The organism is Curtobacterium sp. VKM Ac-2887 (assembly GCF_015350935.1).
GTDB lineage: Bacteria > Actinomycetota > Actinomycetes > Actinomycetales > Microbacteriaceae > Curtobacterium.
Map to the genome: position 1 here is coordinate 86,878 of NZ_JADKSB010000009.1, position 23,484 is coordinate 110,361.

At 73.0% G+C, this 23,484-nt stretch carries 18 protein-coding genes; 8 read left to right on the plus strand and 10 right to left on the minus strand.

The features are described 5' to 3' along the window. Positions 1-63: 63 nt before the first annotated feature. From ITJ69_RS12035 to ITJ69_RS12045, 3 genes are all read right to left on the minus strand, one after another. Positions 64-636 (minus strand): cytidine deaminase, encoded by a 573-nt coding sequence (locus ITJ69_RS12035; protein WP_194672868.1) that lies wholly within the window; start codon positions 634-636, stop codon positions 64-66. Beyond that, complete coding sequence (locus tag ITJ69_RS12040) at positions 633-1,442, minus strand: amidohydrolase family protein (RefSeq protein WP_207901098.1); 810 nt, start codon at positions 1,440-1,442, stop codon at positions 633-635. Before ITJ69_RS12040 ends, ITJ69_RS12035 begins: the two co-directional genes overlap by 4 nt. A gap of 93 nt (positions 1,443-1,535) precedes the next feature. Next, complete coding sequence (locus ITJ69_RS12045; RefSeq protein ID WP_194672869.1) at positions 1,536-2,048, minus strand: hypothetical protein; 513 nt, start codon at positions 2,046-2,048, stop codon at positions 1,536-1,538. A 110-nt stretch (positions 2,049-2,158) separates the two neighbouring features. Between ITJ69_RS12045 and ITJ69_RS12050 the strand changes: the two genes are divergently transcribed. Beyond that, positions 2,159-2,854 (plus strand): GntR family transcriptional regulator, encoded by a 696-nt coding sequence (locus ITJ69_RS12050; RefSeq protein ID WP_200849186.1) that lies wholly within the window; start codon positions 2,159-2,161, stop codon positions 2,852-2,854. A gap of 102 nt (positions 2,855-2,956) precedes the next feature. Here ITJ69_RS12050 and ITJ69_RS12055 read toward each other — a convergent pair whose 3' ends face one another. The 5 genes from ITJ69_RS12055 to ITJ69_RS12075 are packed head-to-tail and all read right to left on the minus strand — an operon-like array spanning position 2,957 to position 10,319. After that, on the minus strand, positions 2,957-4,390 hold the full coding sequence (locus ITJ69_RS12055) for an amidase (RefSeq protein WP_194672870.1): 1,434 nt from the start codon (positions 4,388-4,390) through the stop codon (positions 2,957-2,959). Further along, positions 4,390-6,405 carry a primary-amine oxidase gene (locus ITJ69_RS12060; protein WP_194672871.1) on the minus strand — a complete coding sequence of 672 codons (2,016 nt, stop codon included), beginning with the start codon at positions 6,403-6,405 and terminating at the stop codon, positions 4,390-4,392. Before ITJ69_RS12060 ends, ITJ69_RS12055 begins: the two co-directional genes overlap by 1 nt. Positions 6,406-6,433: 28 nt before the next feature. Beyond that, positions 6,434-7,990, minus strand: coding sequence for a gamma-glutamyltransferase (locus ITJ69_RS12065; RefSeq protein WP_194672872.1), 1,557 nt, complete (start codon positions 7,988-7,990; stop codon positions 6,434-6,436). Beyond that, positions 7,987-9,081, minus strand: a complete 1,095-nt coding sequence (locus ITJ69_RS12070) for an FAD-dependent oxidoreductase (RefSeq protein ID WP_194672873.1) — start codon at positions 9,079-9,081, stop codon at positions 7,987-7,989. The genes ITJ69_RS12065 and ITJ69_RS12070 overlap by 4 nt, the downstream gene beginning before the upstream one ends. After that, positions 9,078-10,319 carry an aminotransferase class V-fold PLP-dependent enzyme gene (locus tag ITJ69_RS12075; RefSeq protein ID WP_194672874.1) on the minus strand — a complete coding sequence of 414 codons (1,242 nt, stop codon included), beginning with the start codon at positions 10,317-10,319 and terminating at the stop codon, positions 9,078-9,080. Before ITJ69_RS12075 ends, ITJ69_RS12070 begins: the two co-directional genes overlap by 4 nt. Positions 10,320-10,419: 100 nt before the next feature. On the opposite strand from ITJ69_RS12075, the gene ITJ69_RS12080 reads away from it, so the two are divergent. Both ITJ69_RS12080 and ITJ69_RS12085 read left to right on the plus strand, forming a co-directional pair. Then, entirely contained in the window at positions 10,420-10,926 is a 507-nt protein-coding gene (locus ITJ69_RS12080; RefSeq protein WP_165932414.1) for a RidA family protein, read from the plus strand. Beyond that, the gene (locus ITJ69_RS12085) at positions 10,923-12,125 is read left to right on the plus strand and encodes an MFS transporter (protein ID WP_194672875.1); all 1,203 of its coding nucleotides are present in this window, start codon (positions 10,923-10,925) and stop codon (positions 12,123-12,125) included. The genes ITJ69_RS12080 and ITJ69_RS12085 overlap by 4 nt, the downstream gene beginning before the upstream one ends. Here ITJ69_RS12085 and ITJ69_RS12090 read toward each other — a convergent pair. Both ITJ69_RS12090 and ITJ69_RS12095 read right to left on the minus strand, forming a co-directional pair. Then, on the minus strand, positions 12,112-13,566 hold the full coding sequence (locus tag ITJ69_RS12090; RefSeq protein WP_111086482.1) for an aldehyde dehydrogenase family protein: 1,455 nt from the start codon (positions 13,564-13,566) through the stop codon (positions 12,112-12,114). The two genes, ITJ69_RS12085 and ITJ69_RS12090, sit on opposite strands and share 14 nt — an antisense overlap. Positions 13,567-13,612: 46 nt before the next feature. Continuing rightward, the gene (locus ITJ69_RS12095) at positions 13,613-14,632 is read right to left on the minus strand and encodes a phosphotriesterase (RefSeq protein ID WP_194672876.1); all 1,020 of its coding nucleotides are present in this window, start codon (positions 14,630-14,632) and stop codon (positions 13,613-13,615) included. Between the two features lie 224 nt (positions 14,633-14,856). Between ITJ69_RS12095 and ITJ69_RS12100 the strand changes: the two genes are divergently transcribed. Genes ITJ69_RS12100 through atzF form a run of 5 tightly spaced genes read left to right on the plus strand, consistent with a single transcriptional unit; the run spans position 14,857 to position 23,470 of the window. Then, positions 14,857-16,485 carry an APC family permease gene (locus ITJ69_RS12100; RefSeq protein ID WP_194672877.1) on the plus strand — a complete coding sequence of 543 codons (1,629 nt, stop codon included), beginning with the start codon at positions 14,857-14,859 and terminating at the stop codon, positions 16,483-16,485. 13 nt (positions 16,486-16,498) lie between these two features. Beyond that, positions 16,499-17,338 carry an urea amidolyase associated protein UAAP1 gene (locus tag ITJ69_RS12105; protein ID WP_132099324.1) on the plus strand — a complete coding sequence of 280 codons (840 nt, stop codon included), beginning with the start codon at positions 16,499-16,501 and terminating at the stop codon, positions 17,336-17,338. Then, positions 17,338-18,042 (plus strand): urea amidolyase associated protein UAAP2, encoded by a 705-nt coding sequence (locus tag ITJ69_RS12110; protein ID WP_132099323.1) that lies wholly within the window; start codon positions 17,338-17,340, stop codon positions 18,040-18,042. The genes ITJ69_RS12105 and ITJ69_RS12110 overlap by 1 nt, the downstream gene beginning before the upstream one ends. A gap of 26 nt (positions 18,043-18,068) precedes the next feature. After that, positions 18,069-21,734 carry an urea carboxylase gene (gene uca / locus ITJ69_RS12115; RefSeq protein ID WP_194672878.1) on the plus strand — a complete coding sequence of 1,222 codons (3,666 nt, stop codon included), beginning with the start codon at positions 18,069-18,071 and terminating at the stop codon, positions 21,732-21,734. Further along, positions 21,731-23,470: an allophanate hydrolase gene (atzF, locus tag ITJ69_RS12120; protein WP_194672879.1), complete on the plus strand. Its 1,740-nt coding sequence runs from the start codon at positions 21,731-21,733 to the stop codon at positions 23,468-23,470. Before uca ends, atzF begins: the two co-directional genes overlap by 4 nt. Positions 23,471-23,484 lie beyond the last annotated feature (14 nt).

Sequence of the window (23,484 nt, forward strand, 5' to 3'; positions counted from 1 at the left end):
CGCCGTCGCCGTCATCCTCTGACGGGATCCGGCACCGCAGGGGTCCGGGGTGTTTCCGCGGTGTTAAACCTCAGGTGTCGCCGAACCGGGCGGTGTCGCCGAACCGGGCGGTGTCGCCGAACCGGGCGGTGTCGCCGAACCGGGCGGTGTCCCCGCGGGCGCCGTCACCGCTCCAGCCGCCGCCCGCGCGCTCCGCCGCCGCCGGAAGGGCAGCAGCTCGGCGACCCCGACCGGCCCGAACCCGTTCCCGACCGCGACCCACACCCGGGCGTCGGGCGCGTGGTCACCGAGCAGCTCCGCGCAGACCCCGCACGGCTCGATCAGGTGCATCGTCCCGCCCGGCCTGCGGAGCACCCCCACGACCGACACCACCGGCGACCCGGCGACGACGGCCGCACTCAGCGCAGCGGACTCGGCGCAGACCGACGCGCGGCCGGCCGATGCCTCGACGTGCAGCCCGGTGACCGCACTGCCGTCGGCGAGCCGGAGTGCTGCGGCGACCTCGTGCACCCCCGTGCGGTACCGCCGGTCGAGCACGTCGGTCGCGATCCGGAGCAGCTCCTGGTCCGCGGCGCCCATCCCGGACGGCGGGCCGGCGAGCACCGGTCGGTCAGACGCGGGCGAGCCGCTGCTCACGACCAGCCCAGGATCCGCGCCATGTTGCCACCCTCGACCAGGGCCCGGTCGGCCTCGTCCGGGATCGCCTTCGCGATCTTCATGCGCTCGAGGTCGAAGTCGCTGCCCGGCCACTCCGACCCGAGCAGGATCTTCTCCGCGCCGAGGCGCGCGTACGCCCGCTTGACGTCGGACATCAGGGTGGCCGAGGTCTCGAGGTACACGTGCGGGTTCCGCTCGGCGACGATGATCGCCTCGGGCACGTTCCACACCGCACCCATGTGGGCGATGATCGTCGGCACCGTCGGGAAGTTCTTCGCGATCTCCTCGATGGAGAACGGTGCACAGAACGCGTCGTCGAGTGCGTTGATCAGCACGGGCAGGCCGAGCTCGGCGCAGACCTCGAACAGCGGGTCGAGCAGGCCGTGGTCCGCGACGTGGTAGCCGTGCAGGCTGGGGTGCAGCTTCAGGCCGACCAGCCCGCCCTCGGCGAAGCGACGGATCTCGTCGGTCGCGTTCTCCCACTGCGGCATGACCTGGCCGAAGCCGAACAGCCGGTCCGGGTGCGCGGCGACCAGGTCCATCAGGAAGTCGTTCTCGATCCCCTGCGCGAGCGAGCAGACCATGGCGCGGTCGACCCCCGCGGCGTCCATGCGGTCGAGGATCCGGTTCGCGTCGAACGGCGTGTACGCCGGCGGCTCCTCGCCCGGGCGCACGCCGCTCAGGTAGTCACTGCGGCCGCGGCGGTCCTGGGTGGTGTTGTAGGCGTCGATGATCATCGTGGGCGTCTCCTCGTCGGCGGCTCGTGGGGCGGAACTCCCGCACATGTGATCCGATACTGCCAGAATTGGATCCAATTTGGTAGCGCTGGGGTGCGAGACACCCAGCCTGGAGGCGCGACGCACCCCCGCCGCGCCGGCTCAGTGCACGACGACCATCGCGCCCATGGCCAGCACGCTCACCAGTGACGCCGCCCGGCGCACGGACTCGACCCGCGGCACCCGGCCGCCGACGACGTTCCACAGCACCACACCGGCGTGCACCGCGACCGCCACCCCGACCGGCAGCAGCACCGCACCGTGGGAGTGCCCTGCGCCGGCACCGGCACCAGCACCAGCACCGGCATGGCCACCTGCGAGCAGCACGAACACCGCGCCGAGCAGCATCCCGAGCGCGTGCAGGTGGTCACCACCGGGGCGACTCCGGCGACGCCACCGGTCCACCGCCGCCGTGCCCATCGCGCATCCACCGAGCAGGAGCGCCCAGAACGGCGCCGGCACCACGTGGAGTGCCGGCACGTGGACGTCGAGCATCGCGACGAGCATCACCGCCTCGGCGACGAGGGCGACCGGCCCGGTCCGTCGTCCGCCGGCGATGCCGAGCCCGAGCGCACCGACGGCTGCGACGAGCATGACGACGAGCAGCACGGACATGATTGGATCCAATCACGAGCGAGTCGGATACGGCAACGGGATCCAACACCTGGCAGGATTGGATCCGCAGCGGGGGTTCGCTGTGACGACGTACCGAGGGAGACCACGACGTGACCACCAGCGACGGCAATGCACTCGTCGACGACCTCGCCGCCCGGATCCGCGCGAAGATCATGTCCGGCGAGATCCCCATCGGCGCACCGCTCCGCCAGGCCGACCTCGCCGCGCAGTTCGGCATCAGCCGCACCCCGGTCCGCGAAGCGCTCCGGCAGCTGCAGACCGGCGGCCTCATCGAGGTCGTGCCGAACCGTGGCGCCGTGGTCCGGGTGCCGGTGCCGTGGGAGGTCCGCGAGGCGTACGAGGTCCGCGCCGAGCTCGAGTCGCTCGCAGCCCGTCGCGCCGTCGACCGGCTCGACGACGCCACGATCGCGCAGCTCCGCTCGGTGAACCAGGCGATGTACGAGCGCTCCCTGGCGGCGGCCGAGGGCGAGCAGCCGAAGCAGCGCGAGGGCAGCGACAACGACCAGTTCCACGGGCTCATCTACCAGGCCTCCGGCAACACCCGGTTGACCCGGATGCTCGTCGAGATCAACGACGCCTTCCCCCGGAACGTCTCGGCCCTGGTGCTCCGCGAGAACTCCCGGCACCGCGAGGAGAACTTCCGCGAGCACGAGGAGCTCATCGAGGCGTTCGTCGCCGGGGACCGCGAGCGCGCCGCCGAGCTCATGCGCGACCACGTCCTGCGCGCCGGCGAGCACCTGGCGCACTGGTACGAGCGCCGCTCGTCCACCGTCTTCACCGGCTGACCCGGCGCGACCAGCGGAAGCGGCGCGAGAGACCGGACCGCGCGGTCCTGCACCGACGGGGCGGGGTCGACCCGCGCCTCCCGACCGGACCGCGCCGGCCGTCTACAGGACCGGCGCCCGCCGGATCCAGCCGGTGGCCTCCTCGATCGCGCGCGTCACCGCGAGCAGCTGGGCCTCGCGGCCGTACCGCCCGACGACCTGCACGCCGACCGGCAGCCCCTCGGGCGTGAACCCGGCCGAGGTCACCACGACCGGATGCGCCGTCAACGTCAGCCGGTTCGCGAGCATCTGCCACGTGAAGTAGCGGTCGAAGCGGTGGCCGTCGACCTCGTCGACCCACTCGACCTCGGCCGGCGGCGCGACCACCGGCGTCGCCGGCAGCACGAGCACGTCGTGCCGGTCGAGCACCGCGGCCGTGTCACGGTACATCCGGGTCCGACGCTCGTACGCATCGGCGAGCTGCGCCGCCGTGGTGGCGCGCCCCTGCTCGACGTTCCGGACGTAGTCGGGACGGAACCCGCTGGCACCGGCGTCGACGGCGTGCCGTCCGCCCAGGAAGAACTCGAACGTCTCGATGGTCTCCCACGCCTCGTCCGCACCCGCGAAGTCGGGCTCGTCGGCCTCGACGACCGCGCCGAGCCCGGCGAGCTGCTCGCCGAACGCGCGGTGCACGGCACGCACGGCCGGGTCGATCGGCAGGCCGCCGGCGTCCTCGCTCCACGCGACGCGCAGGCCGTCGAGCGCAACCGGCCGGACCGGGTGCTGCGTCATGGCGGACATCGGCCAGACGGTCTTCTCGACGGCCAGGGCTTCCATGAAGCGTGCCGCATCGGCGGAGTCGCGCGCCATCGGGCCGGTGACGCCGTGCGGCGTCCAGGCGTTGCCGGTCCGGCCGCTCGGCACCCGGCCCGGGCTCGGCCGGACGCCGACGACGTTGCAGAACGCGGCCGGGTAGCGCAGGCTCCCGCCGCTGTCGGAGCCGTCGGCGATCGGCAGGATCCGCCCGGCGAGGGCCGCTGCGGCGCCACCACTGGACCCACCCGCGTGCCGCGAGGTGTCCCACGGGTTCACGGTCGTGCCGAACACCGGGTTGAAGGTCAGCACGCCCTGGCCCATCTCCGGCGTGTTCGTCTTGCCGATGATGATCGCGCCGGCATCGCGGAGCAGCGTCGCGAGGACGCTGTCCTGTTCGGCGGGGCGCGCGTCGGCGAACGCCGCCGACCCGTTCGTGGTCGGCAGGCCGGCGACGTCCATCAGGTCCTTCACCGCGGTGGGCAGGCCGTGCAGGAGCGGGAGCGGTTCGCCCGCGGCGCGTGCCGCGGCGGTGCGGCGGTCCGCCGCTTCTGCCGCGGCCAACGAGACCGAGTCGGGCTGCTGGGAGACGACGGCCTGGAGGCGCGGGTTGCGTTCCTCGATCCGGTCCAGGTGGGCGCGCATCACCTCCACCGCCGACACCTCGCGGTTCGCGACGGCGTCGGCCAGGCGGACGGCGGACCAGTCGGCGAGGTGCTCCGGGGTGTGCTCGGGCGCGGGCATCAGCGGCCGCCCTCGTGGTCGTGCTGCTGCTCGGCGTGGACGTGCCCGTCGTGCGCGGCGTCGGTGTGGTGGTCGTGCGCCGCGTGGTCGTGCGCCGCGTGGTCGTGGTCGTGGCCGGAACCCGGCGCGCAGTGGTCGGTCGCCGACGGCGGGACGTCCAGCGAGGGGTTCCGGTCGAAGAAGCCGTCCGGTTCGAGCCGGAAGCCGATCGTGTCGACGGGCATGATCGGCCACTGTTCGGGACGCGGGAAGTGGTGCACGCCGAGGACGGGCCACAGCACGAGGCGCTCGTTCTCGAGGGACCGGTCCGCCTGCTGCCAGACGTGCACCCCGTCATCGCCGAGCTCGCCCTGGTTCGGGTACTCGCCGGCGATGAAGCGCTCCTCGGGGTCGAAGGCGCTCGCCCAGAGGTGCTTCGCGACGAACGGCGCCTTCCGCTCGACGATGCTGCCCGGGCGGACGTGCAGCTGCGCGGTGTTCTGGACCGCCAGGCGGTAGGCCGTGCTCTCGCCGTAGCGGTTCTGCGCGGACTCGCTCTCGATGCGCCAGTGCAGCGCGCGGGCCGGGTCGGTCATCCGGGCGCCGTCGGCCTCGGAACCGATCGGCGTCTCGACCGCGATGCAGGCGTTGCCGTAGGGGTTCAGGGCCTCGTCGGGCTCGGGCTCGGCGTGCACCTCGACCAACCGGTTCAACGGCCCGTCGACGGCGGTGTCGAGCCGGACGGCGAAGTAGTGCTGGTGCGTCGGGGCCTGCACGTTCGGTGCGACCATCCGGCCGTACCGCGGGGTCTCGCCGTCGGCGATGCCGGACACCGACATCAGGCCGGTGAGCTTCACCTCGAGCTCGACGGAGCCGTCCTGGTACAGCGACCAGTAGAAGCCGTAGTCGTAGTTCGCCACGGTCGCGAAGCTCGAGATCACGAGTCGGCGGCTGCGACGGACCTCGGCGCTGCCGGTGCGGGTGTTGACGTGCTTCCAGAGGATCGAGTCGTCCTCCTCGTGCAGGCAGATGCCGTTGACGATCGTCTGCGGTTCGCCGTGGCCGTCCAGGAAGTCGACGTCGAAGTACCGGATCTCCCCCAGGCAGTCGCAACCGAGCTCGAGGCTCGCGGTCAGCGGGCCGGCGCCGTACTCGCCCCAGTCGAAGAAGTTCTTCCGGTACGCGGTCGGGTCGCTGTCCAGGTACGGCACGTACATCTCGTTGACGGCCGCACGGTGCAGCACCGGGCGCTCGACGTCGCCGTCACGGTAGGACAGGTCGTGCAGCACGAGCCCCTCGCGGTGCGAGAAGCCGACGCGGAACGTCCAGTTCTGCCAGCGGACCTCGTGCCCGTCGATCGTGAAGCCGGGACCGTTCGGCTGGACGATGTCGAGCGCGGAGACCTCGCGGTCGGGACCCCAGGTGCCGGAGGTGTAGACGCCGGTCTCGCTCGCCATCGGGATGACGCCGTGGTCCTCGATCCGGATGACCTCGAGGGTGTCGAGGTCGAGGATCGGGACGAGCCCGGCGACGGGTCGTGCGTAACCGTTGTCCTCGGGGAACTCGCGGTACCAGACCGTGCCCCAGCTCAGGCGGCGGTCGGCGAGGTCCTCGGGCACGAAGCCGGTGATCGACTCCGGGTCGACCCAGACGAGCGACGTGTCGGTGATCCCGCGCTTCGCGAGCGCCTCGATGATGAGCGGCGACTTCCGTGCGGCCTGCGCGATGAGCCGTGCTTCGTCACTCGAGACGCCGGGGCGACGGTGGTCCACGTCGGTCCACAGCTCGACGATCGCGGGCGAGTCCGGGCCGGCGGTCCACCCGCGCACCTCCCACGCGGCGTGGGCGTCCGGGTCCATCACGACGATCCGCACCGGACGGGCGCCACCGGCGGTCGTGCCCCTGGCCTTCTCCTCGTCGAGCGCGATCCCCCAGAAGCGCGGCCGGGCCCCGATGCGCCCGGAGGCACGGACGGCGGTCACGAAGGAGGCGATCTCGACGGAGGTCAGCGGATCGAGGACGTGGGTGCTGCTCATGGGCTTCCTTCTCGGGTGGATCGTGCGGTCAGTGGGCGTCGAGGACGACGGCGCGGCCGTCCGCGCGGGGGTCGCTCGCGGCGTCGAGGTGCCCGTCCGCGTGGAGCCGGACGGTCTGCACGTGCCCGGCCTCGTCGACGGGGCCGTCGGTGCGGGCGACCGGCAGGCCGAGGACGTCGGCCTGGGCGATCGCGTCCTCGGAACCGGGTTCGGCGACGAGCGTCATCACCTCGTGCCCGAGGTCGCGCGCACCGATCACGAACCGCGGTCGGCCGAGGACCTCGTCGGGGTCGCTGCCCGCGGCGACCAGGTCACGGGCGAGCTGGGCGAGGATCCACGGCTGGGCGCTGCCGCCCTGGCAGCCGAGGCCGAGCACCAGGTCGTCCGTCTCGGCGATCACCGGCAACAGGGTGTGCGGCGGTCGCAGGCCCGGTCCGACGTGGGCGGGGTGTGCGGGGTCGGTGCTGAAGGCGGAGCCGCGGTTGTGCAGGACCACGCCCGTCCCCGGGTCGAGGATGCCGGAGCCGAAGAGCTGGTAGACGCTCTGGATGAGCGTGACGACGGTGCCGTCGCTGTCCGCAGCGGTCACCGCGACCGTGTCGCCGAGGGCACGGCCGGCGCGGGGCAGTGCGCCGACCCGACCGGAGTCGCGTGGGTCGAGCATGGCTGCGACGTCGATGGAGCCGCCGCGGGGGTCGCCGAGTTCGGCCTGGCGGACGAGCGCGGCGCGGTGCACGGCGTCGACGAGGTCGGCGGTCGCGGCGGTCGCGGTGCCGTGCTCACTGCCGCCAGCGAGTGCTTCCGGCAGGATCCCGAGCAGCACGACGCCCTGCGTGGGTGGCGGCGCGACCCACCATCGGGCACCGCCGATCGTCGTGCCGCGGGGCTCGACGAGCTCGGCGTCGTGCGCGGCGAAGTCGGCCTCGGTGTGTGCACCACCGACCTCCCGCAGCCGAGCGGTGATCGAGGCGGCGATCCGTCCCCGGTACATCGCGCCCGGGTCGGCAGCGAGTTCGGTCAGGGTCGCGGCGAGTGCCGGCTGCACGAGCGGGTCGCCCTCGGCCAGGAGCGCCCCGGCGTCGTCGGTGAAGACCTCGCGCATCCCGGGGTCGGCGTGGAGCTCGTCGGTCCGGACCGCGATCGCACGGCCGAGTCCGGCGGAGACGGGGACCCCGTCTGCCGCGAGTCGTGCAGCGCGGGTCAACGGGTCGGCGAGCCCGAGTCGGCCGCCCAGCGCGTCGATCGCCTGCCATCCCGCGACGACGCCGGGGACCGTCACGGTCTGGGCGCCCTGCCGGGGCATCCGGTCCTGCTGCGCGAGCGCCGCGACGTCGATGCCGGCCGGTGCGGCGCCGGCGGAGACCACGGCGACGACGGGCTGTCCTGGCCGACGGACGAGGGCGACGAGGTCCCCGCCGATGCTGCACTGGTGCGGGTAGACGACGGTCAGTGCGGTGGCCGCCGCGAGCGCGGCGTCGATGGCGTCCCCGCCGGCCGCGACCGCCTCGGCGGCGGCGGCGAGGGCGGCCGGGTGCGGTGCGGCGACGGCGACGCGTCGGGTGGAGGGTGCTGCTGGGGCGGTCATGCGGTGGTCACCATCCGTGCAGGGCTGAGGAACGCGAGGTCGGGGCGGTCGATGCCCTGCACCAGGTCGGCGACGGCCGCACCGATCGCCGGCCCGAACTTGAAGCCGTGGCCGGAGCAGGCTGCGGCGAGGAGCACCTCGGGCTGCTCGGGCAGGGCGCCGACGACGAACCGCTTGTCCGGGGTCATCGTGTACAGGCACGCGACTGCCTGGGCACCGTCGGTGACGATGCCGGGGACGAACCCTTCGAGGAGCTCGGCCAGGTGCGCGACCTCGGCCTCGGTCGGCGGTGCGACGGGCACGTCCGGGTCCCACACGGGTCCGGCGTCGATGCCGATCTTCGCGCCGGATCCGGCGGTCTCCGGGAGCCCGAAGACGAGCCCCTCCGGCAGGTCGATCGAGAAGCACCCGAGCGCGGGCGGCTGCGCCACGTTCTGCCCCGTCGGCGCGGTGAGCGTGACGATGCGCCAGACCTCGAAGAACGCGGCGGCCTCGGGTACCAGGTGCGACGCCCAGGCGCCGCCGGCGAGCACGAGCCGTCGCGCGCGGACACTGCCGGCGTCGGTCCGGACGGTGACGACGCCGTCGTCGACCTGCCAGTCGAGCACGGTCTCGCCGTACCGCAGGTCGGCGCCGGCCGCCGCGGCGGCGGACTGCGCGAACGCGAGTGCCCGCGCGGCCTCGAGCACACCGGCGTCGGGGTCGTGGACCGCGCCGTACGTCTCGGGCGGACGCAGCGAGGGCGCGAGCGTCGGCCAGGCTGCGCGGTCGACCGGGAGGCTCGCCCCACCCTGCATCGTCGGCTCGCCCCGGTGCGCGTACAGTCCACCGGTCCGGTGCAGGAAGGGCGCGCCGGCTGCGGTCCCCCAGCGGTCCCACCCGCGGTACGCACGGTCGACGAGGTCGTTCCACACCGGGTGTGGGTAGGCGCGGCGGATCATCCGGGTGGCGCCGTGCGACGAGCCGCGCTCGTGCCCCGGTGCGAAGCGCTCCACCGCGACGACGTCGAGTCCGCGGCGCGCGAGCTCGTACGTGGCGGCGGATCCGTGGATGCCGAGTCCGAGGACGACGACGTCGTGCACGGCCGTCACGCGCGGACCTCGGCGACGACGTCCGCGACGCCCTCGAGCAGGACCCGGACGTCCTCGTCGTCGTTGTACACGTGCGGCGAGACGCGGACGACGCTCGGCAGGCCACGGGCGCCCAGGTCCCACTGCGCGTGGCTCGCGGGGACGGAGATGGAGTCGATGCGGCGCTGCCGGAGCCGGGCCGAGACCTCCTTGCCGGCGACGCCGTCGACCGTGAAGGTGACGATCGCGGACGCTGACGCGGACGGGTCCGCCACGGTGACGCCGTCCACGGCGTCGAGCGCGGTGCGCAGGTGGGCGCCGAGGCCGACCAGGTGCGCCTCGGTCGCCGCCGGCCCGCGGTCGAGGGCCTCGCGCAGCGCCACTCCGAGGCCGAGCCGTGCGGCGACGGAGCACTCCCACGTCTCGAGCTGTCGCGCGGTGCCGTCCATCGTCCACTCATCCTCGCCGGTCCAGACGGCTCCGCGGACATCCGGCGCCCACGCACCGACGCCCTCGAGCATCCCGCGGCGCAGGTAGACGATCCCGGTGCCGCGCGGCCCACGCAGGAACTTCCGGCCGGTGGTGACGAGGGCGTCGCAGTCGACGGCGCGCACGTCGATGTCGATCTGGCCGACGGACTGCGTGGCGTCGACGACGGTCAGGGCGCCGTGGCGACGGGCGACGGCGCTGATCTCCGCGATCGGTTCGACGAGGCCGGACGAGGTCGGCACGTGCACCGCGCTCACGACGACACGGCCGCTCGCTCCGGCGACGGCGCGGTCCAGGGCCTCGAGGTCCATGGCACCGGTGGCGTCGCTCGGCACGACCTCGAGCCGCACGTCGTCGTGCCGCTGCATGGCCAACAACCGGAGCGCCTGGCTGACGTAGCTGGAGCGGGGTGCGACCACGGTGTCCCCGGCGCCGAGCCGCAGCGCGTCGAAGACACCGCGCAGGCCGCTCGTGGCGCTGTCGAACAGGGCGATCTCGTCCGGCGCCGACCCGAGCAGGGTGGCGGCTGCGGTGTAGACGCCGGCGACCTCGTCGGCGACCTGGTTGGCGGCTTCGTACCCACCCACCCGCTGTTCCCGGCGCAGGTGCGTGACCACTGCCTCCAGGACGCCGTCGCTGACCAGGCCCGCGCCGGCCGCGTTGAAGTAGTGGCGCCCTGCGGTGCCGGCGGTGCGGGACCGCTCGGCGGCCACGTCGATCGCCGTCACTGCCTGGGCGGCCATCGTGCCGTCCTCGAGACCGATCGTCATGTCGCGGGTCCTCCCTCGTGCGCGTCACCCCGGGACGCTGAATGGATCCCATCATAAACAGGTTGTATCCATTACCGCCACCGCCGGATACTGTTGTCCCATGGAGCACTCCGCTGAAGCCCGCGCGCAGGAACTCGGACTCGTCATCCCGGACTACGCGAACCCGCCCTACGGTGGCCGGTACGGCAGCTCGCTCCGCGCGTTCCACCGCACCGGCGACCTGCTGGAGCTGAGCGGCATGACCCCGGAGTCACGGGACGGCACGATGCTGCACCCGGGATCGGTCGGGGTCGACATCACCCTCGAGCAGGCTCGTGAAGCGGCCCGCTACACCGCGGTCAACGCCCTCGGCATGATCCGCTACGCCCTCGGCTCGCTCGACGAGGTCGCCGCACTGTCCCGCGGGCTGTGCTTCGTCCTCTGCCCGCCCGGGTTCGAGCAGCTCAACCAGGTGTCGAACGCGGCCAGCGACCTGCTGTTCGACGTCTTCGGACCGGACGTCGGTCGGATGGGCCGCGCGTCGATCGGTGCGACCGCCCTGTCACGGAGCGCCTGCTTCGAGCTCTGGCTCAGCCTGGAGTGCCGCCCCCGCCGAGCCGGGGAGTGAGACCGCTCGCCGAGACCGGCACGCGGGGGACCGCGTTCTGGCTCCTCGTCGTGGCGTCGACCGCCGGCTACGTCGTCAACGGTGCGAGCACCCCGGTGGTGCCACGGGTGGCGACGGACCAGCTCGGCGCCGACCCCGCCGTCGGTGGGCTGCTCGTGTCGCTCGCGGGGTTCGTGGCGATCGGCGCGATGCCACTCGCCGGAATCCTGAGCGACCGGCTCGGTCCACGACGTGTCCTCCTCGGTGCCGGGTTGCTGGCGGCGGCCGGACTCGGCATCGTGCTCGTCGCGCTGAGCGTCCCGAGCCTCGCGGTCAGCCGGCTCGTCTTCGGCGCCGGCAACGCGGCCACCGCCACCGCCCTCACTGCCTGGGTCGTCGCCGAGGTCCCGGTGACCCAGCGGAGCCGCGCACTCGGCCTGTTCGGGCTCGCCGTCTGGATCGGTCTCGCCCTGGGGCCCGTGGTCGGCGAGAACCTGTACCATTCGGCCGGACACCGCACCGTGTGGGTCGTCGCGATCGGCATCCAGCTCGCCGGGCTCGGAGTGGCACTGCTCACGCGGGGCGGATCGGCTCCGGTGCACCGCAGCCCGGCGCGACCGGCCGGTGCGGGTCTCGCGGCGGTGCTGCGGGCCGTCGTACGACCGGGCGCGGCGGGACTCGTGGCCTGGGCGGCCGAGGGCTTCATGATCGCGTTCCTCATCCAGCACCTGGTCGGGCAGGGCGTCGGCGCGCAGGGACTGACCGGGGCCGCGAACGTCTTCACGGTCTTCGCAGCGAGCGTCGTCGGGGTGCGACTGCTCCTCGGCGGACTGCCGGACCGGATCGGGCCCGTCCGCACCGCACGAGGAGCCCTGGTCGTCCTCGCCGCAGGGCTGGTCGTCCTCGCGGTCGCACACGACTTCCCGACCGCGGCCGCCGGTGCCGTCCTGGTCGGTGCCGGGTACTCGCCGCTGTTCCCGACGCTCACGATCCTGAGCACCCGGACGCTCGACGACCGCACCCGGGCCACCGGCGTCGGCGTCTTCTCGGCCGTCACCAGCGCGGGCTACGCCGTCGGCTCACTCGTGGGCGGGGTCCTGGTGTCGGCGGTCGGTTCCGGGTGGGCGCTCGTCGTCCTCGCCGCCTTGCAGCTCGCCGCGGTGCCCGCACTCGGCAGGCACGACGGCGGCGGCACCGGTCGCGACCTCAGAGCGCGATGACGACGCTCTTCGACTCGCAGAACGCGCGCAGGGCCTCTTCGCCGAGGTCGCGGCCGAGGCCGGACTCGCCGACCCCGCCGAAGGACAGTGCCGGGTCGAACAGGTTGTAGGTGTTCACCCACACGGTGCCGGCGTGCAGCCGTTGGCCCATCCGGTGGGCGCGGGACAGGTCACGGGTCCACACCCCGGCGGCGAGGCCGTACGTCTGGTCGTTCGCGATGGCGATCGCCTCGTCCTCGTCGTCGAACGGGATGACACCGACGACGGGCCCGAAGATCTCCTCGCGCGCGATGGTCATCGTGTTCGAGACGCCGGTGAAGAGCGTCGGCTCGACGTAGTAGCCCGGGCGCTCGGGCACGCCGCCGCCGACCGCGACCGTCGCCCCCTCGGCCTTGCCCTGCTCGATGTACCCGAGCACCTGCTGCCGCTGCTCCTCGGACACGAGCGGTCCGACGGTGATCCCGCCGTCGAGCCCGTCGCCGACGGGGACCTTCCGGACGGCGGCGACCAGGCGCTCGGTGACCTCGTCGAGGACCGACCGCTGCACGAGCAGGCGGCTGCCCGCGGTGCACATCTGGCCGGAGTGCCCGAACGACGCACGCATGGCGGTGAGGACGACGGCGTCGAGGTCGGCGTCCTCGAACACGATGTTCGGGCTCTTGCCGCCGAGCTCGAGGGTCAGGCGCTTGAAGTCCGCACTCGCGGCGGTCATCACCTTGCGGCCGACCTCGGTGCTGCCGGTGAACGAGACCTTGTCGACACCGGGGTGCGCGGTGAGCGCGGCGCCGACCCGGCCGTCGCCGGTCAGGACGTTGACGACGCCGGCGGGCACACCGGCTTCCTCGCAGATCGCGGCGACCCGGAGCATCGTGAGCGGGGTCTGCTCGGCCGGCTTGACGACCACCGTGCAGCCCGCGGCGAGCGCCGGTGCGAGCTTGAACGCGCCGGTCATGATCGGGAAGTTCCAGGGCAGGATGAGCGCCGCGACGCCGACCGGTTCGAGGGTCGTGTACACGTGGTGCGCTCCGCCGTCGACGGGGACGACCGTGCCGGTCAGGCGCGAGGGAGCGCCGGCGTAGTAGCGGAACACCCGGGCCGAGGTCGCGGTGTCGGCGCGGGAGCGCTCGATCGGCTTGCCGTTGTCGCGGGTCTCGAGCACGGCGAGTTCTTCGAGCCGCTCCTCGATCAGGTCCGCGACGCGGTTCAGGATGCGGCTGCGGTCGTGCGGGCTCATCCCGCTCCACCGGCGGTCCTCGTGTGCCCGGCGCGCGGCGGCCACGGCGGCGTCGACGTCGGCGGGACCGGCCTGCGGCACCCGGGTGAGCAGCACCTCGGTGGCGGGGTCGAGCACGTCGAGGAGTTCGGCGCCGTCGGGTGCGGTCCAGGTGCCGTCGACGAGGAACGGCTCGAGCGGGGCCAGGGGTGCGAGCGTGTCTCTCATGACGGTTCCTCCGTGGGACGTGGGTGCGGTGGGTCGGGGTGCTCGGTCAGGGGCGGTCGAGCAGTCGAGCGGGCTCGTCGACCGTGATCCGGGTGAGGACCTCGTCGGGTACGCCGAGTGCGCCGAGGCCGGGGACGACCCGGGCGGTCAGGTGGTCGAGGCCGTGTCCGCCGTACCGACGGAGCTGGCCCTTCGTCCAGGTGGCGTGACCGAAGACCCAGCGGGTGTCGGGGTCGCTCTCGCGCAGGGCCAGGAAGGCGTCGAGCCGTTGCGGATCGCTGGCGTTGCGGATGCGACCGACGTGTGAGCCCTCGTTGCCGAAGCAGAGTTCGAGCACGGCTCCTGCCTGGCCGAGGTCGCGCAGGTAGGGCAGGTCGAGGAACTCGTCGACGGTCGAGAACACGACCCGGCTCGGGTCGACCCCCTCGGCCACGACGTGCGCGAGCACCTCGAGGCCGTTCCGGGCGTCGGCGGCCAGCCGGACGACGACGGCCGCGCCGGTGGTCGCCGCCGCTCGTGCAGCCGCCGTGAGACTGCGGCGTTCCTCGAGTCCGTCGGCGGTCGCGAACGCCGTCGTCGTCCCCATCAGGCCGAGCAGCCCGGCGCGGTACGTGGTGCCGGGTACCGAGTCCGTCAGTGCCCGTTCGAAGAGCCCCTGTCGCCCGTCGGTGTCCAGGTCGAGGTACCACTCGGGCAGCAGTCGTGGCAGGTAGGCCCCGTATCCGGCGACGATCCCGACGCCGCTCGCCCGTGACAGCTCGGGCAGCCGGGCGTGGTCGGGGCCGAAGCCGAGGGAGCTCAGGTCGACGGCGAGCCCGAGGCCGCTGTTCCGCGCGGTGCGGAGTTCGTCGGCGAGCAGGTCGACGTCGTCGAGGCGCAGGTTGTCCGCGAGTGCGAGCTGGCTCCACCGCAGGGCGGCAGCCAGGTCCGCGGTGACCGCGAGGCCCGGCTCCAGCGCTTCGACACCGGGTCGCTGCAGGGCACTCGCGTCGGTCAGCAGGTGCTCGTGCATCGACACCGCACCGATCCCGGACGACTCGACGGGGCCGAGGACGGTCTGGATCACGACGTGCCTTTCGCGGTGGCGGACTTGACGGATCCAATCTACATCGGTTTGGATCCCTCTTGTCCACACGTGTCGCCGAGCTCCTCGCTCGACTCCGAACGTTTACACGCGGCCCCCTTCCGTCACGTGCCCGAAACAGCCGGGCAACGACGGCGACACGGGTCCGCACGACACTGGTCGCACTACCTGTCGCCCGACAGGTACTCCGCGAAAGGTCTGCAGCCATGCGCTCTCCAGAGTCACCGCTCCACGCACCGCGCGCCACGTCCAGCGTCGACCCCGTCGACACCCAGGGCTCCGCCCGACTCGGCTACGAGCAGGAACTCCACCGCGGGGTCGGCTCGTTCTCGTCGTTCGCGGCCGGGTTCTCGTTCGTCTCGATCCTGACCACCGTCTTCCAGCTGTTCGGCCTCGGGTTCGGACTCGGCGGTGCCGCCTTCTTCTGGGCCTGGCCGCTCGTCTTCGGCGGCCAGCTGCTCGTCGCGCTGAACTTCGCGCAGCTCGCCGCCCGGTGGCCGATCTCGGGCGCGATCTTCCAGTGGTCCAGTCGTCTGGCGGGCGCGCGCTTCGGGTGGTTCACCGGGTGGACGATGATCATCGGGCAGATCCTCACCGTGGCCGTCGCGGCCATCGCGGTGCAGGCCGTGCTCCCCGCGATCTGGAACGGGTTCCAGGTCGTCGGCGGCCCCGGAGCCGACCCCTCCCTCGCCTCGTCGACCGGTGCTGCGAACGCGGTGGTGCTCGGCATCGTGATGCTCGTCGTGACGACCCTGGTGAACATCACGAGCGTCCGGCTGATGGCGCGGGTCACGAGCTTCGGCGTGCTGATCGAGATCATCGGCGTCGTCGTGCTCATCGGCGCGCTCTTCCTGCTGCCGCACCGCAGCCCTGCGGTGGTGTTCACGACCGCCGGCTCGACGAGCACCGAACCGTACGTCTGGGCGTTCCTGGCATCGTCCCTGATGGCTGCCTACGTGATGGTCGGCTTCGACTCCGCCGGTGAGCTCGCCGAGGAGACGCACAACCCCCGCCGGACCACCCCGAAGACCATCGTCCGCGCGCTCACCGTCTCCGGCCTCGGCGGTGGGCTGCTCATCATCGGTGCCCTGGTCGCCGCCCCGAGCCTGACCGACGGCAAGCTGGCGACGCAGGGACTCGCCTGGGTGATCACCTCGACGCTCGGCGACGTCTTCGGCCGGCTGCTGCTCTGCACCGTCGCGGTCGCCGTGTTCGCCTGTACCCTCGCCGTGCAGACCGCCGGTGCGCGCATGGTCTACTCGATGGCCCGCGAGAAGGCCCTGCCCTTCCACCGCACGCTCGCTCGGGTCTCACCCCGGACCGGGACACCGATCGCCGCGTCGATCGTCGTCGGTGTCGGTGCCGGCCTCGCACTCGCCGTGAACTTCGGTCAGTCCGCGATCTTCACCGCCCTGTCCAGCCTGTGCATCGCGATGCTCTACCTGGCCTACCTCGGCGTCACCGGCCCCCTGCTGGTCCAACGCATCCGGCTCCGACGGTCCGGCTTCCCCGCCGGCGTGGACGAGGACGGCAAGCCGCTGTTCACACTCGGCCGGTGGGGCATCCCGCTCAACGCCCTCGCCGTCGCCTTCCAGATCGGCATGGCGGTCAACCTCATCTGGCCGCGCCCGGAGATCTACGACCTGACCGGGAACTCGTGGTGGCTGCAGTACAGCGCACTGCTGTTCATCGGCGCCGTCCTGCTCGTGGGTTGGGTGTGGTCGGCCCGGCGGCACCGTGCGCACGGACCGATCACCCTCGCCGAGGTCCCGTCCACCGCCTCGGTCCCCGCCGTCCAGGCACCCGCCTCCGCGACCGCGACCGTCGAAGCCTGACCGAAGGAACCCCATGCGCGACCTCCACCAGACCGACAGCGTGCTCGCCTCGCGTTCCGATGCGCGCGCCCAGGCCGGGACGCAGTCCGAGTACATGCCGTACCTGCCGGCCTCGACGTCCCCGTTCGCCCCCGACGGCGTCGACCCCGCGCAGCTGGTGTGGGCCGAGACCGTCGCACCGGGCGGGTACACGCACAAGGTCCTGGCCAGGGGCTCGCGGCTGCGGTTCGACGACCCGACGGGGCAGGCCTGCGCCAACCTCCTGGTGTTCAACGCGCTCGAACCGTGGGAGCGGTTGAACGTCGCCGACACGCAGAAGATCCCGTGGCAGGCCTACCTCGGTGTCGGCACGCCGCTGCTCAGCGGGGACGGCCGTGCCCTGGCGACGGTGGTCGAGGACACCTCGGGGCACCACGACGCCTTCTGCGGCACGTCGACCGACGCCTGGAACGAGCGGAAGTACGGCGGTGCGGCACCCGAGGGGCCCAGCCCGAGCGGCCGGTCGCTCTTCGTGAAGGCCGCCGCCAAGCACGGGCTGACGAGGCGTGACCTGCCGCCGAGCGTCTCGTTCTTCCAGGGCGTCCGGATCGACGACGAGGGGGCGATGACCTTCACGGGGTCGGCCGGAGCCGGGCACCACGTCACCCTCGTCGCCGAGCTGCCGCTGCTCGTGCTCGTCGCGAACGTCGCGCACCCCATCGACCCCCGGCCGGAGTACGCCGTCGGCCCGCTCCGGGTGCACGCCTGGCGTGGGGCACCGACGACCGACGCGGACGAGCGGTTCACGGCGACGCCGGAGCTCACCCGCGCCTACCTGAACGCGATCGACTACGCGGAAGCACGAGGCCTCTGATGCCCGACACGACGACGCACACCCACACCTCCACCGTCCCGGTCGGCGCCGTCCACGCCCCCGACGTCGCCCTGGACTGGAGCGAGTCCCTCGTGCCCGGCGACGTCGTCCGTGATGACCGGGTCGAGCCGCTCGCGCCCTGGTCCGCCGTCGTCCGCGCCGGCCAGGTGCTCACGATCGTCGACGTCGGCGGCAACCAGAGCGCCGACTGCCTGGTCTACGACGCGCACGACCCGGACGAGCGCTACAGCGTCCCGGACACCCTCGCGGCCCAGGGGAACGCCTACGTCCGCACCGGCACCGTGCTGATGTCGAACGAGGGGCACCCGCTCATGACGGTCGTCGCCAACGAGATCGACCGGCAGGACACCATCGGCGGCGCGTGCTCGAAGGAGTCCAACACCCTGCGGTACGGCCACCACACCCAGTACCAGCACGGCTGCCGCGAGAACTTCCTGGCCGAGGCCGGCCGGCACGGCCTCGGCGCCCGCGACATCGTCTCGAACCTCAACTGGTTCATGAACGTCCCGGTCGAGGCCGACGGCGCCCTCGGGATCGTCGACGGCATGAGCGCACCGGGCAAGCGCGTCGCCGTCCGGGCCGAACGCGACGTGCTCGTCATCGTGTCGAACTGCCCCCAGATGAACAACCCGTGCAACGACTTCTCCTGCACCCCGCTGCGCATGATCGTGGTCCAGCCGTGATCGCCGCACCCGACACGGAGGACACCGTGCCCCAGCCACCCGCGCTCTCCACCGACACCGTCCTCGTCGCCAACCGCGGCGAGATCGCCCGCCGGGTGATCCGCTCCGCCAAGGCCCTCGGCATGCGCACCGTCGCCGTCTACTCCGACGCCGACCGCGCCGCGCCGCACGTCCGCGAAGCCGACGTCGCCGTCCGCCTCGGCCCGGCGCCCGCCCGCGACTCCTACCTGCGCATCGACGCCGTGGTGCAGGCAGCGAAGGACACCGGCGCCGGCTTGGTCCACCCCGGCTACGGGTTCCTGTCGGAGAACACGGACTTCGCCCGCGCCTGCGAGGACGCCGGCATCCGGTTCGTCGGGCCGACCGCCGACCAGATCGTCCGCTTCGGCGCGAAGCACACCGCTCGCGAGCTCGCCGCCGCAGCCGGGGTCCCGATGCTCGCCGGCACCGGCCTGCTCGAGAGCGTCGACGACGCCGTGGCCGAGGCCGAGCGCATCGGCCTGCCGGTGATGCTCAAGGCCACCGGTGGCGGCGGCGGCATCGGCATGCAGGCGTGCGCGACCCTCGACGAGGTCCGCGAGGCCTACACGAGCGTCACCCGCACGGCCACCGCGGCCTTCGGGTCCGCCGGCATCTTCCTCGAACGCCTGGTGCGACCGGCCCGGCACGTCGAGGTCCAGCTCTTCGGCGACGGCCACGGGCGCGTCGCGGTGATCGGCGACCGGGACTGCTCGTTGCAGCGTCGGAACCAGAAGGTCATCGAGGAGGCCCCGGCGCCCGCGCTGCCCGAGCACGTCCGCAGCGAGCTGCACGAGTCCGCCCGTCGCCTGGCCGCGAGCGTCGGGTACCGCAGCGCCGGCACCGTCGAGTTCGTCTACGACCCGGTCCGCGAAGAGGCGTCGTTCCTCGAGGTGAACACCCGCCTGCAGGTCGAGCACCCGGTGACCGAGGAGGTGTTCGGAGTCGACCTCGTCGACCTCATGCTCCGCCTGGCTCGTGACGGCGCCGACGGCATCGACGACGACGTCTTCGACCGCACCTGGACCCCGAACGGCCACGCCGTCGAGGCACGCGTCTACGCCGAGGACCCGGCGAAGGGTTCGTTGCCCTCCAGCGGCCTCGTCACCCAGGCGGTGTTCCCGAGCGCGACCACCGAGTCCGGCGACCCGAGCGGACTCCGCGTCGACGGCTGGGTCGAGACCGGCTCCGAGGTCTCGGCGTTCTACGATCCGATGCTCGCCAAGGTCATCGCCACCGGCGAGACCCGCGACGACGCCCTCGACCGGCTGCGCGACGGCCTCGCCGCCACGCGGATCGACGGCATCGTGACGAACACCGGGCTGCTCCGTGCACTGACCGACGACCTCGAGCTCCGCACCGCCACGCACTCCACCTCGACGCTCGACGAGACCGACGACCCGGACCCGCGCATCGACGTCATCGCACCGGGCACCATGACGATGATCCAGGACCTGCCCGGCCGGGTCGGGTACTGGCAGGTGGGCGTCCCGCCGAGCGGCCCGTTCGACGCCGCGTCGTTCGCCGAGGCGAACCGCGCCGTGGGCAACCCCGACGGCGCTCCCGCGCTCGAGATCACGGCGACTGGTCCGACGCTGCGCTTCTCGACCGCCGCCGTCGTCGCGCTCACCGGCGCACCGGCGCCCGCGACCCTCGACGGCGATCCCGTCGCGCTCTGGGAGCCGATCGACGTCGGCGCCGGACAGACCCTGGCGGTCGGGACGGCGCCCGGGCCCGGTCTGCGCACGTACCTGGCCGTCCGCGGTGGCTTCGACGTCCCCACCTACCTCGGCTCCACCGCCACGTTCACGCTCGGCGGCTTCGGCGGCCATGCCGGTCGCGCGCTGCTCGCCGGCGACGTCCTGCGGCCGGGCTCCCCGGACTCCGACGCGGCGCACCCCGCCTTCCCCGGGGGCGCCCGCCTGGGCCTGGTCGGCGGTCCGACCCCGGCCGAGCACCGCACGGCGCTCACCGACGCGTGGGAGATCGCCGTGACCGAGGGGCCGCACGCCGCCCCGGACTTCTTCACCCGCGCGGACCTGGACGTCTTCTACGCCACCGACTACTGCGTGCACCACAACTCGGCGCGCACCGGCATCCGGCTCATCGGGCCCCGACCCGAGTGGGCGCGGACGGACGGAGGCGAGGCCGGTCTGCACCCCTCGAACATCCACGACACCCCGTACGCGGTCGGTGCGATCGACTTCACCGGCGACACCCCGATCATCCTGGGTCCGGACGGGCCCTCGCTCGGCGGCTTCGTCTGCCCCGCCGTGGTCGCCAGCGGCGACCTGTGGAAGCTGGGCCAACTCCGACCAGGTGACACGGTCCGGTTCGTCCCCGTCCGCGAAGCCGACGCCGCCGCGCTCGAGGCGAACCGGGCCTCCCGGACCGTCCCCCGCACCGGGGGCGACGGCGACGACGGCGTGATCACCCGCCTGGAGGCGACCGACGTCCGTCCGAGCGTCGCCTACCGACGCGACGGCGACGACAACGTGCTCGTCGAGTACGGCGACATGACGCTCGACATCGCGCTGCGCATGCGCGTGCACGCGCTCATGACGAAGCTGCAGCAGGAGGCGCCGAAGGGCGTCCTCGACATCACCCCGGGCATCCGCTCGCTGCAGGTGCACACCGACGCGTCGGTCCTGAAGGCCCGTGACGTGGCCGGGCTCCTCCGCGAACTCGAGGACGAGATCCCGCCCACCGACCAGCTCGTCGTGCCGTCGCGCACCGTCAAGCTCCCGTTGTCGTGGGACGACCCCGCCACACGCCTCGCCATCGAGCGCTACATGAACGGCGTGCGGAACGACGCACCGTGGACCCCCTGGAACATCGAGTTCATCCGGCGCATCAACGGTCTGGAGAGCGTCGACGACGTCTTCCGCACCGTCTTCGACGCGAGCTACCTCGTGCTCGGCCTGGGCGACGTCTACCTCGGCGCCCCGGTCGCCACACCGCTCGACCCCCGGCACCGTCTCGTCACGACGAAGTACAACCCGGCCCGCACCTGGACCGCCGAGAACTCCGTCGGCATCGGTGGTGCGTACCTCTGCATCTACGGCATGGAGGGGCCGGGCGGCTACCAGTTCGTCGGGCGCACCGTGCAGATCTGGAACCGGTTCCGCCGCGGCGGGCTGTTCCAGGAGGACCCGTGGGCGCTGCGCTTCTTCGATCGCATCGAGTGGTACCCGGTCGGTGCCGACGAGCTGCTCGAGCTGCGGGCCGAGACCGACGCCGGACGGGGCTCGTTCGAGACCGTCGACGGCGAGTTCTCGATCGCCTCGTACAACCGCTTCCTCGAGGCGAACGCGGGCTCGATCGCGGACTTCCGGGCGCAGCAAGCGCGAGCGTTCGGCGAGGAGAAGGAGCGGTGGCGAGCCTCCGGCGAGTTCGACGTGCGCGACGAACCGGCCGCCGTCGTGGCGGACGAGGTCGTCCTGCCCGCCGGGGCGACGGCCGTGACCGCGCCCTTCACCTCGACGGTGTGGCAGGTGGACGTGCGACCGGGCGACCGGGTGGACGAGGGACAGAAGTTGTTGGCAGTGGAGGCGATGAAGATGGAGTCGATGGTGCACGCACCGGTGGAAGGCCACGTGTTGGAGGTCTACATCAAGCCGGGCGACCAGGTCGCACCGGGGCAGGTCCTGGCCGCGATCGGAGTGGGAGCGTGAGCGGGACCAACCGCACGGCGAGCGCCCGCGCAGGCGGGGCGGCGGGTGCCGCCACCGCCGCTGCGGACCGCGTCCGCGACGCCTTCGACCGCATCGACGCCGTCGACCGGCCCGAGGTCTGGATCACCCTGCGCGACCGCGCCGCGGTCCTGCAGGAGGCCGAGGCCGTCGACCCGACGCTCCCCCTCGCCGGCCTCCTGTTCGCCGTCAAGGACAACATCGACGTGGCCGGCTTGCCCACGACCGCAGCCGCCCGCTCCTACGCGTACGAACCCGCCGCCGACGCGACCGCCGTCGCCCGCCTGCGCGCCGCCGGCGCAGTCGTCGTCGGCAAGACGAACCTCGACCAGTTCGCCACCGGCCTGGTCGGCACCCGGTCGCCCTTCGGCGCGGTCCGGAACGCGTGGGACCCGACGCGGATCTCCGGCGGCTCGTCGAGCGGCTCCGCCACAGCCGTCGCGCTCGGCATCGTCGACTTCGCACTCGGCACGGACACCGCGGGCTCCGGCCGCGTGCCGGCGGCGCTCGGCAACCTGGTCGGCGTGAAGCCGACCAAGGGCCTGGTGCCGAACACCGGTGTCGTGCCGGCCTGCCGCTCGCAGGACTGCGTCACGGTCTTCGCCCGATCGCTCGACCTCGCCCGCACGGCGGCGGAGCTGATGGCCGGGCCGGACGACACCGACCCGCTCGCCCGAATCGACGTCGCCCTCGCCGACGTGCCCGCCGTCCCGCGGATCGCGATCCCGCTGCCCTCGCAGCTCGAGGGCCTCGCGCCGGGCTGGGCCGAGGCCTTCGCCGCCGCCGTCGAGCGCTTCCGAGCACTCGGCCACCAGGTGGTCGAGGTCGACATCGCACCCCTGCTCGACGCAGCGTCGCTGCTCTACGACGGCGCGTTCGTCGCCGAGCGGTACGCCGCCGTCGGCGCGCACGTCGAGGCGCACCGCGACCTGGTCGGCGACGACCTGGACCCGTCGGTCGCCACGATCGTCCTGGGTGGCGCCCGACCCACGGCAGCGGAGCTCTTCGCGGACCAGGAACGCCTCGACGTGCTCGGCGCCGCGGGACGCGCCGCCCTCGCCGGCACCACAGCGCTCCTCACTCCCACCACGACGTGGCACCCCACCCTCGACGAGGTCGCGGCCGATCCGATCGGCGCGAACAGCCGGATGGGTCGGTACACGAACTTCGCCAACCTGCTCGACATGGCCTCGCTCGCCGTCCCTGCCGGGTTCGTCGACGGCCTGCCGTTCGGGGTCATGCTGACCGGTCCCGCGTTCACCGACCGACGGCTCGCGGCGCTCGGCGCCGCGTTCCTCGCGCCCACCGTCGACCTGCTGGTCGTCGGAGCGCACCTCCGCGACCAGCCGCTGAACGGCCAGCTGGTCGCGTCCGGCGGATCGTTCGTCCGGGAGGCCCGCACCGCGTCCGACTACCGGCTGTACGCCCTCGACACGGTGCCGCCAAAGCCCGGGCTGGTCCGGGTGGGGCCGGTCGCGTCCGGCGCTGACGCGCCCGGGTCGGGGTCGGGGTCGGGCATAGCCGGTGAGGTCTGGCGGCTGCCCGCCGCCGGGTTCGGCACCTTCGTGGCGTCCCTGCCCGCGCCGATGGCCATCGGCACCGTGGCACTCGAGGACGGCACCGACGTCACCGGGTTCCTGGTCGAACCCTTCGCCGTCGAGGACGCACTCGACATCACGGCGTTCGGCGGCTGGCGGACCTACCGCGAGCAGGAATGAGGCCGCGCTGGGAG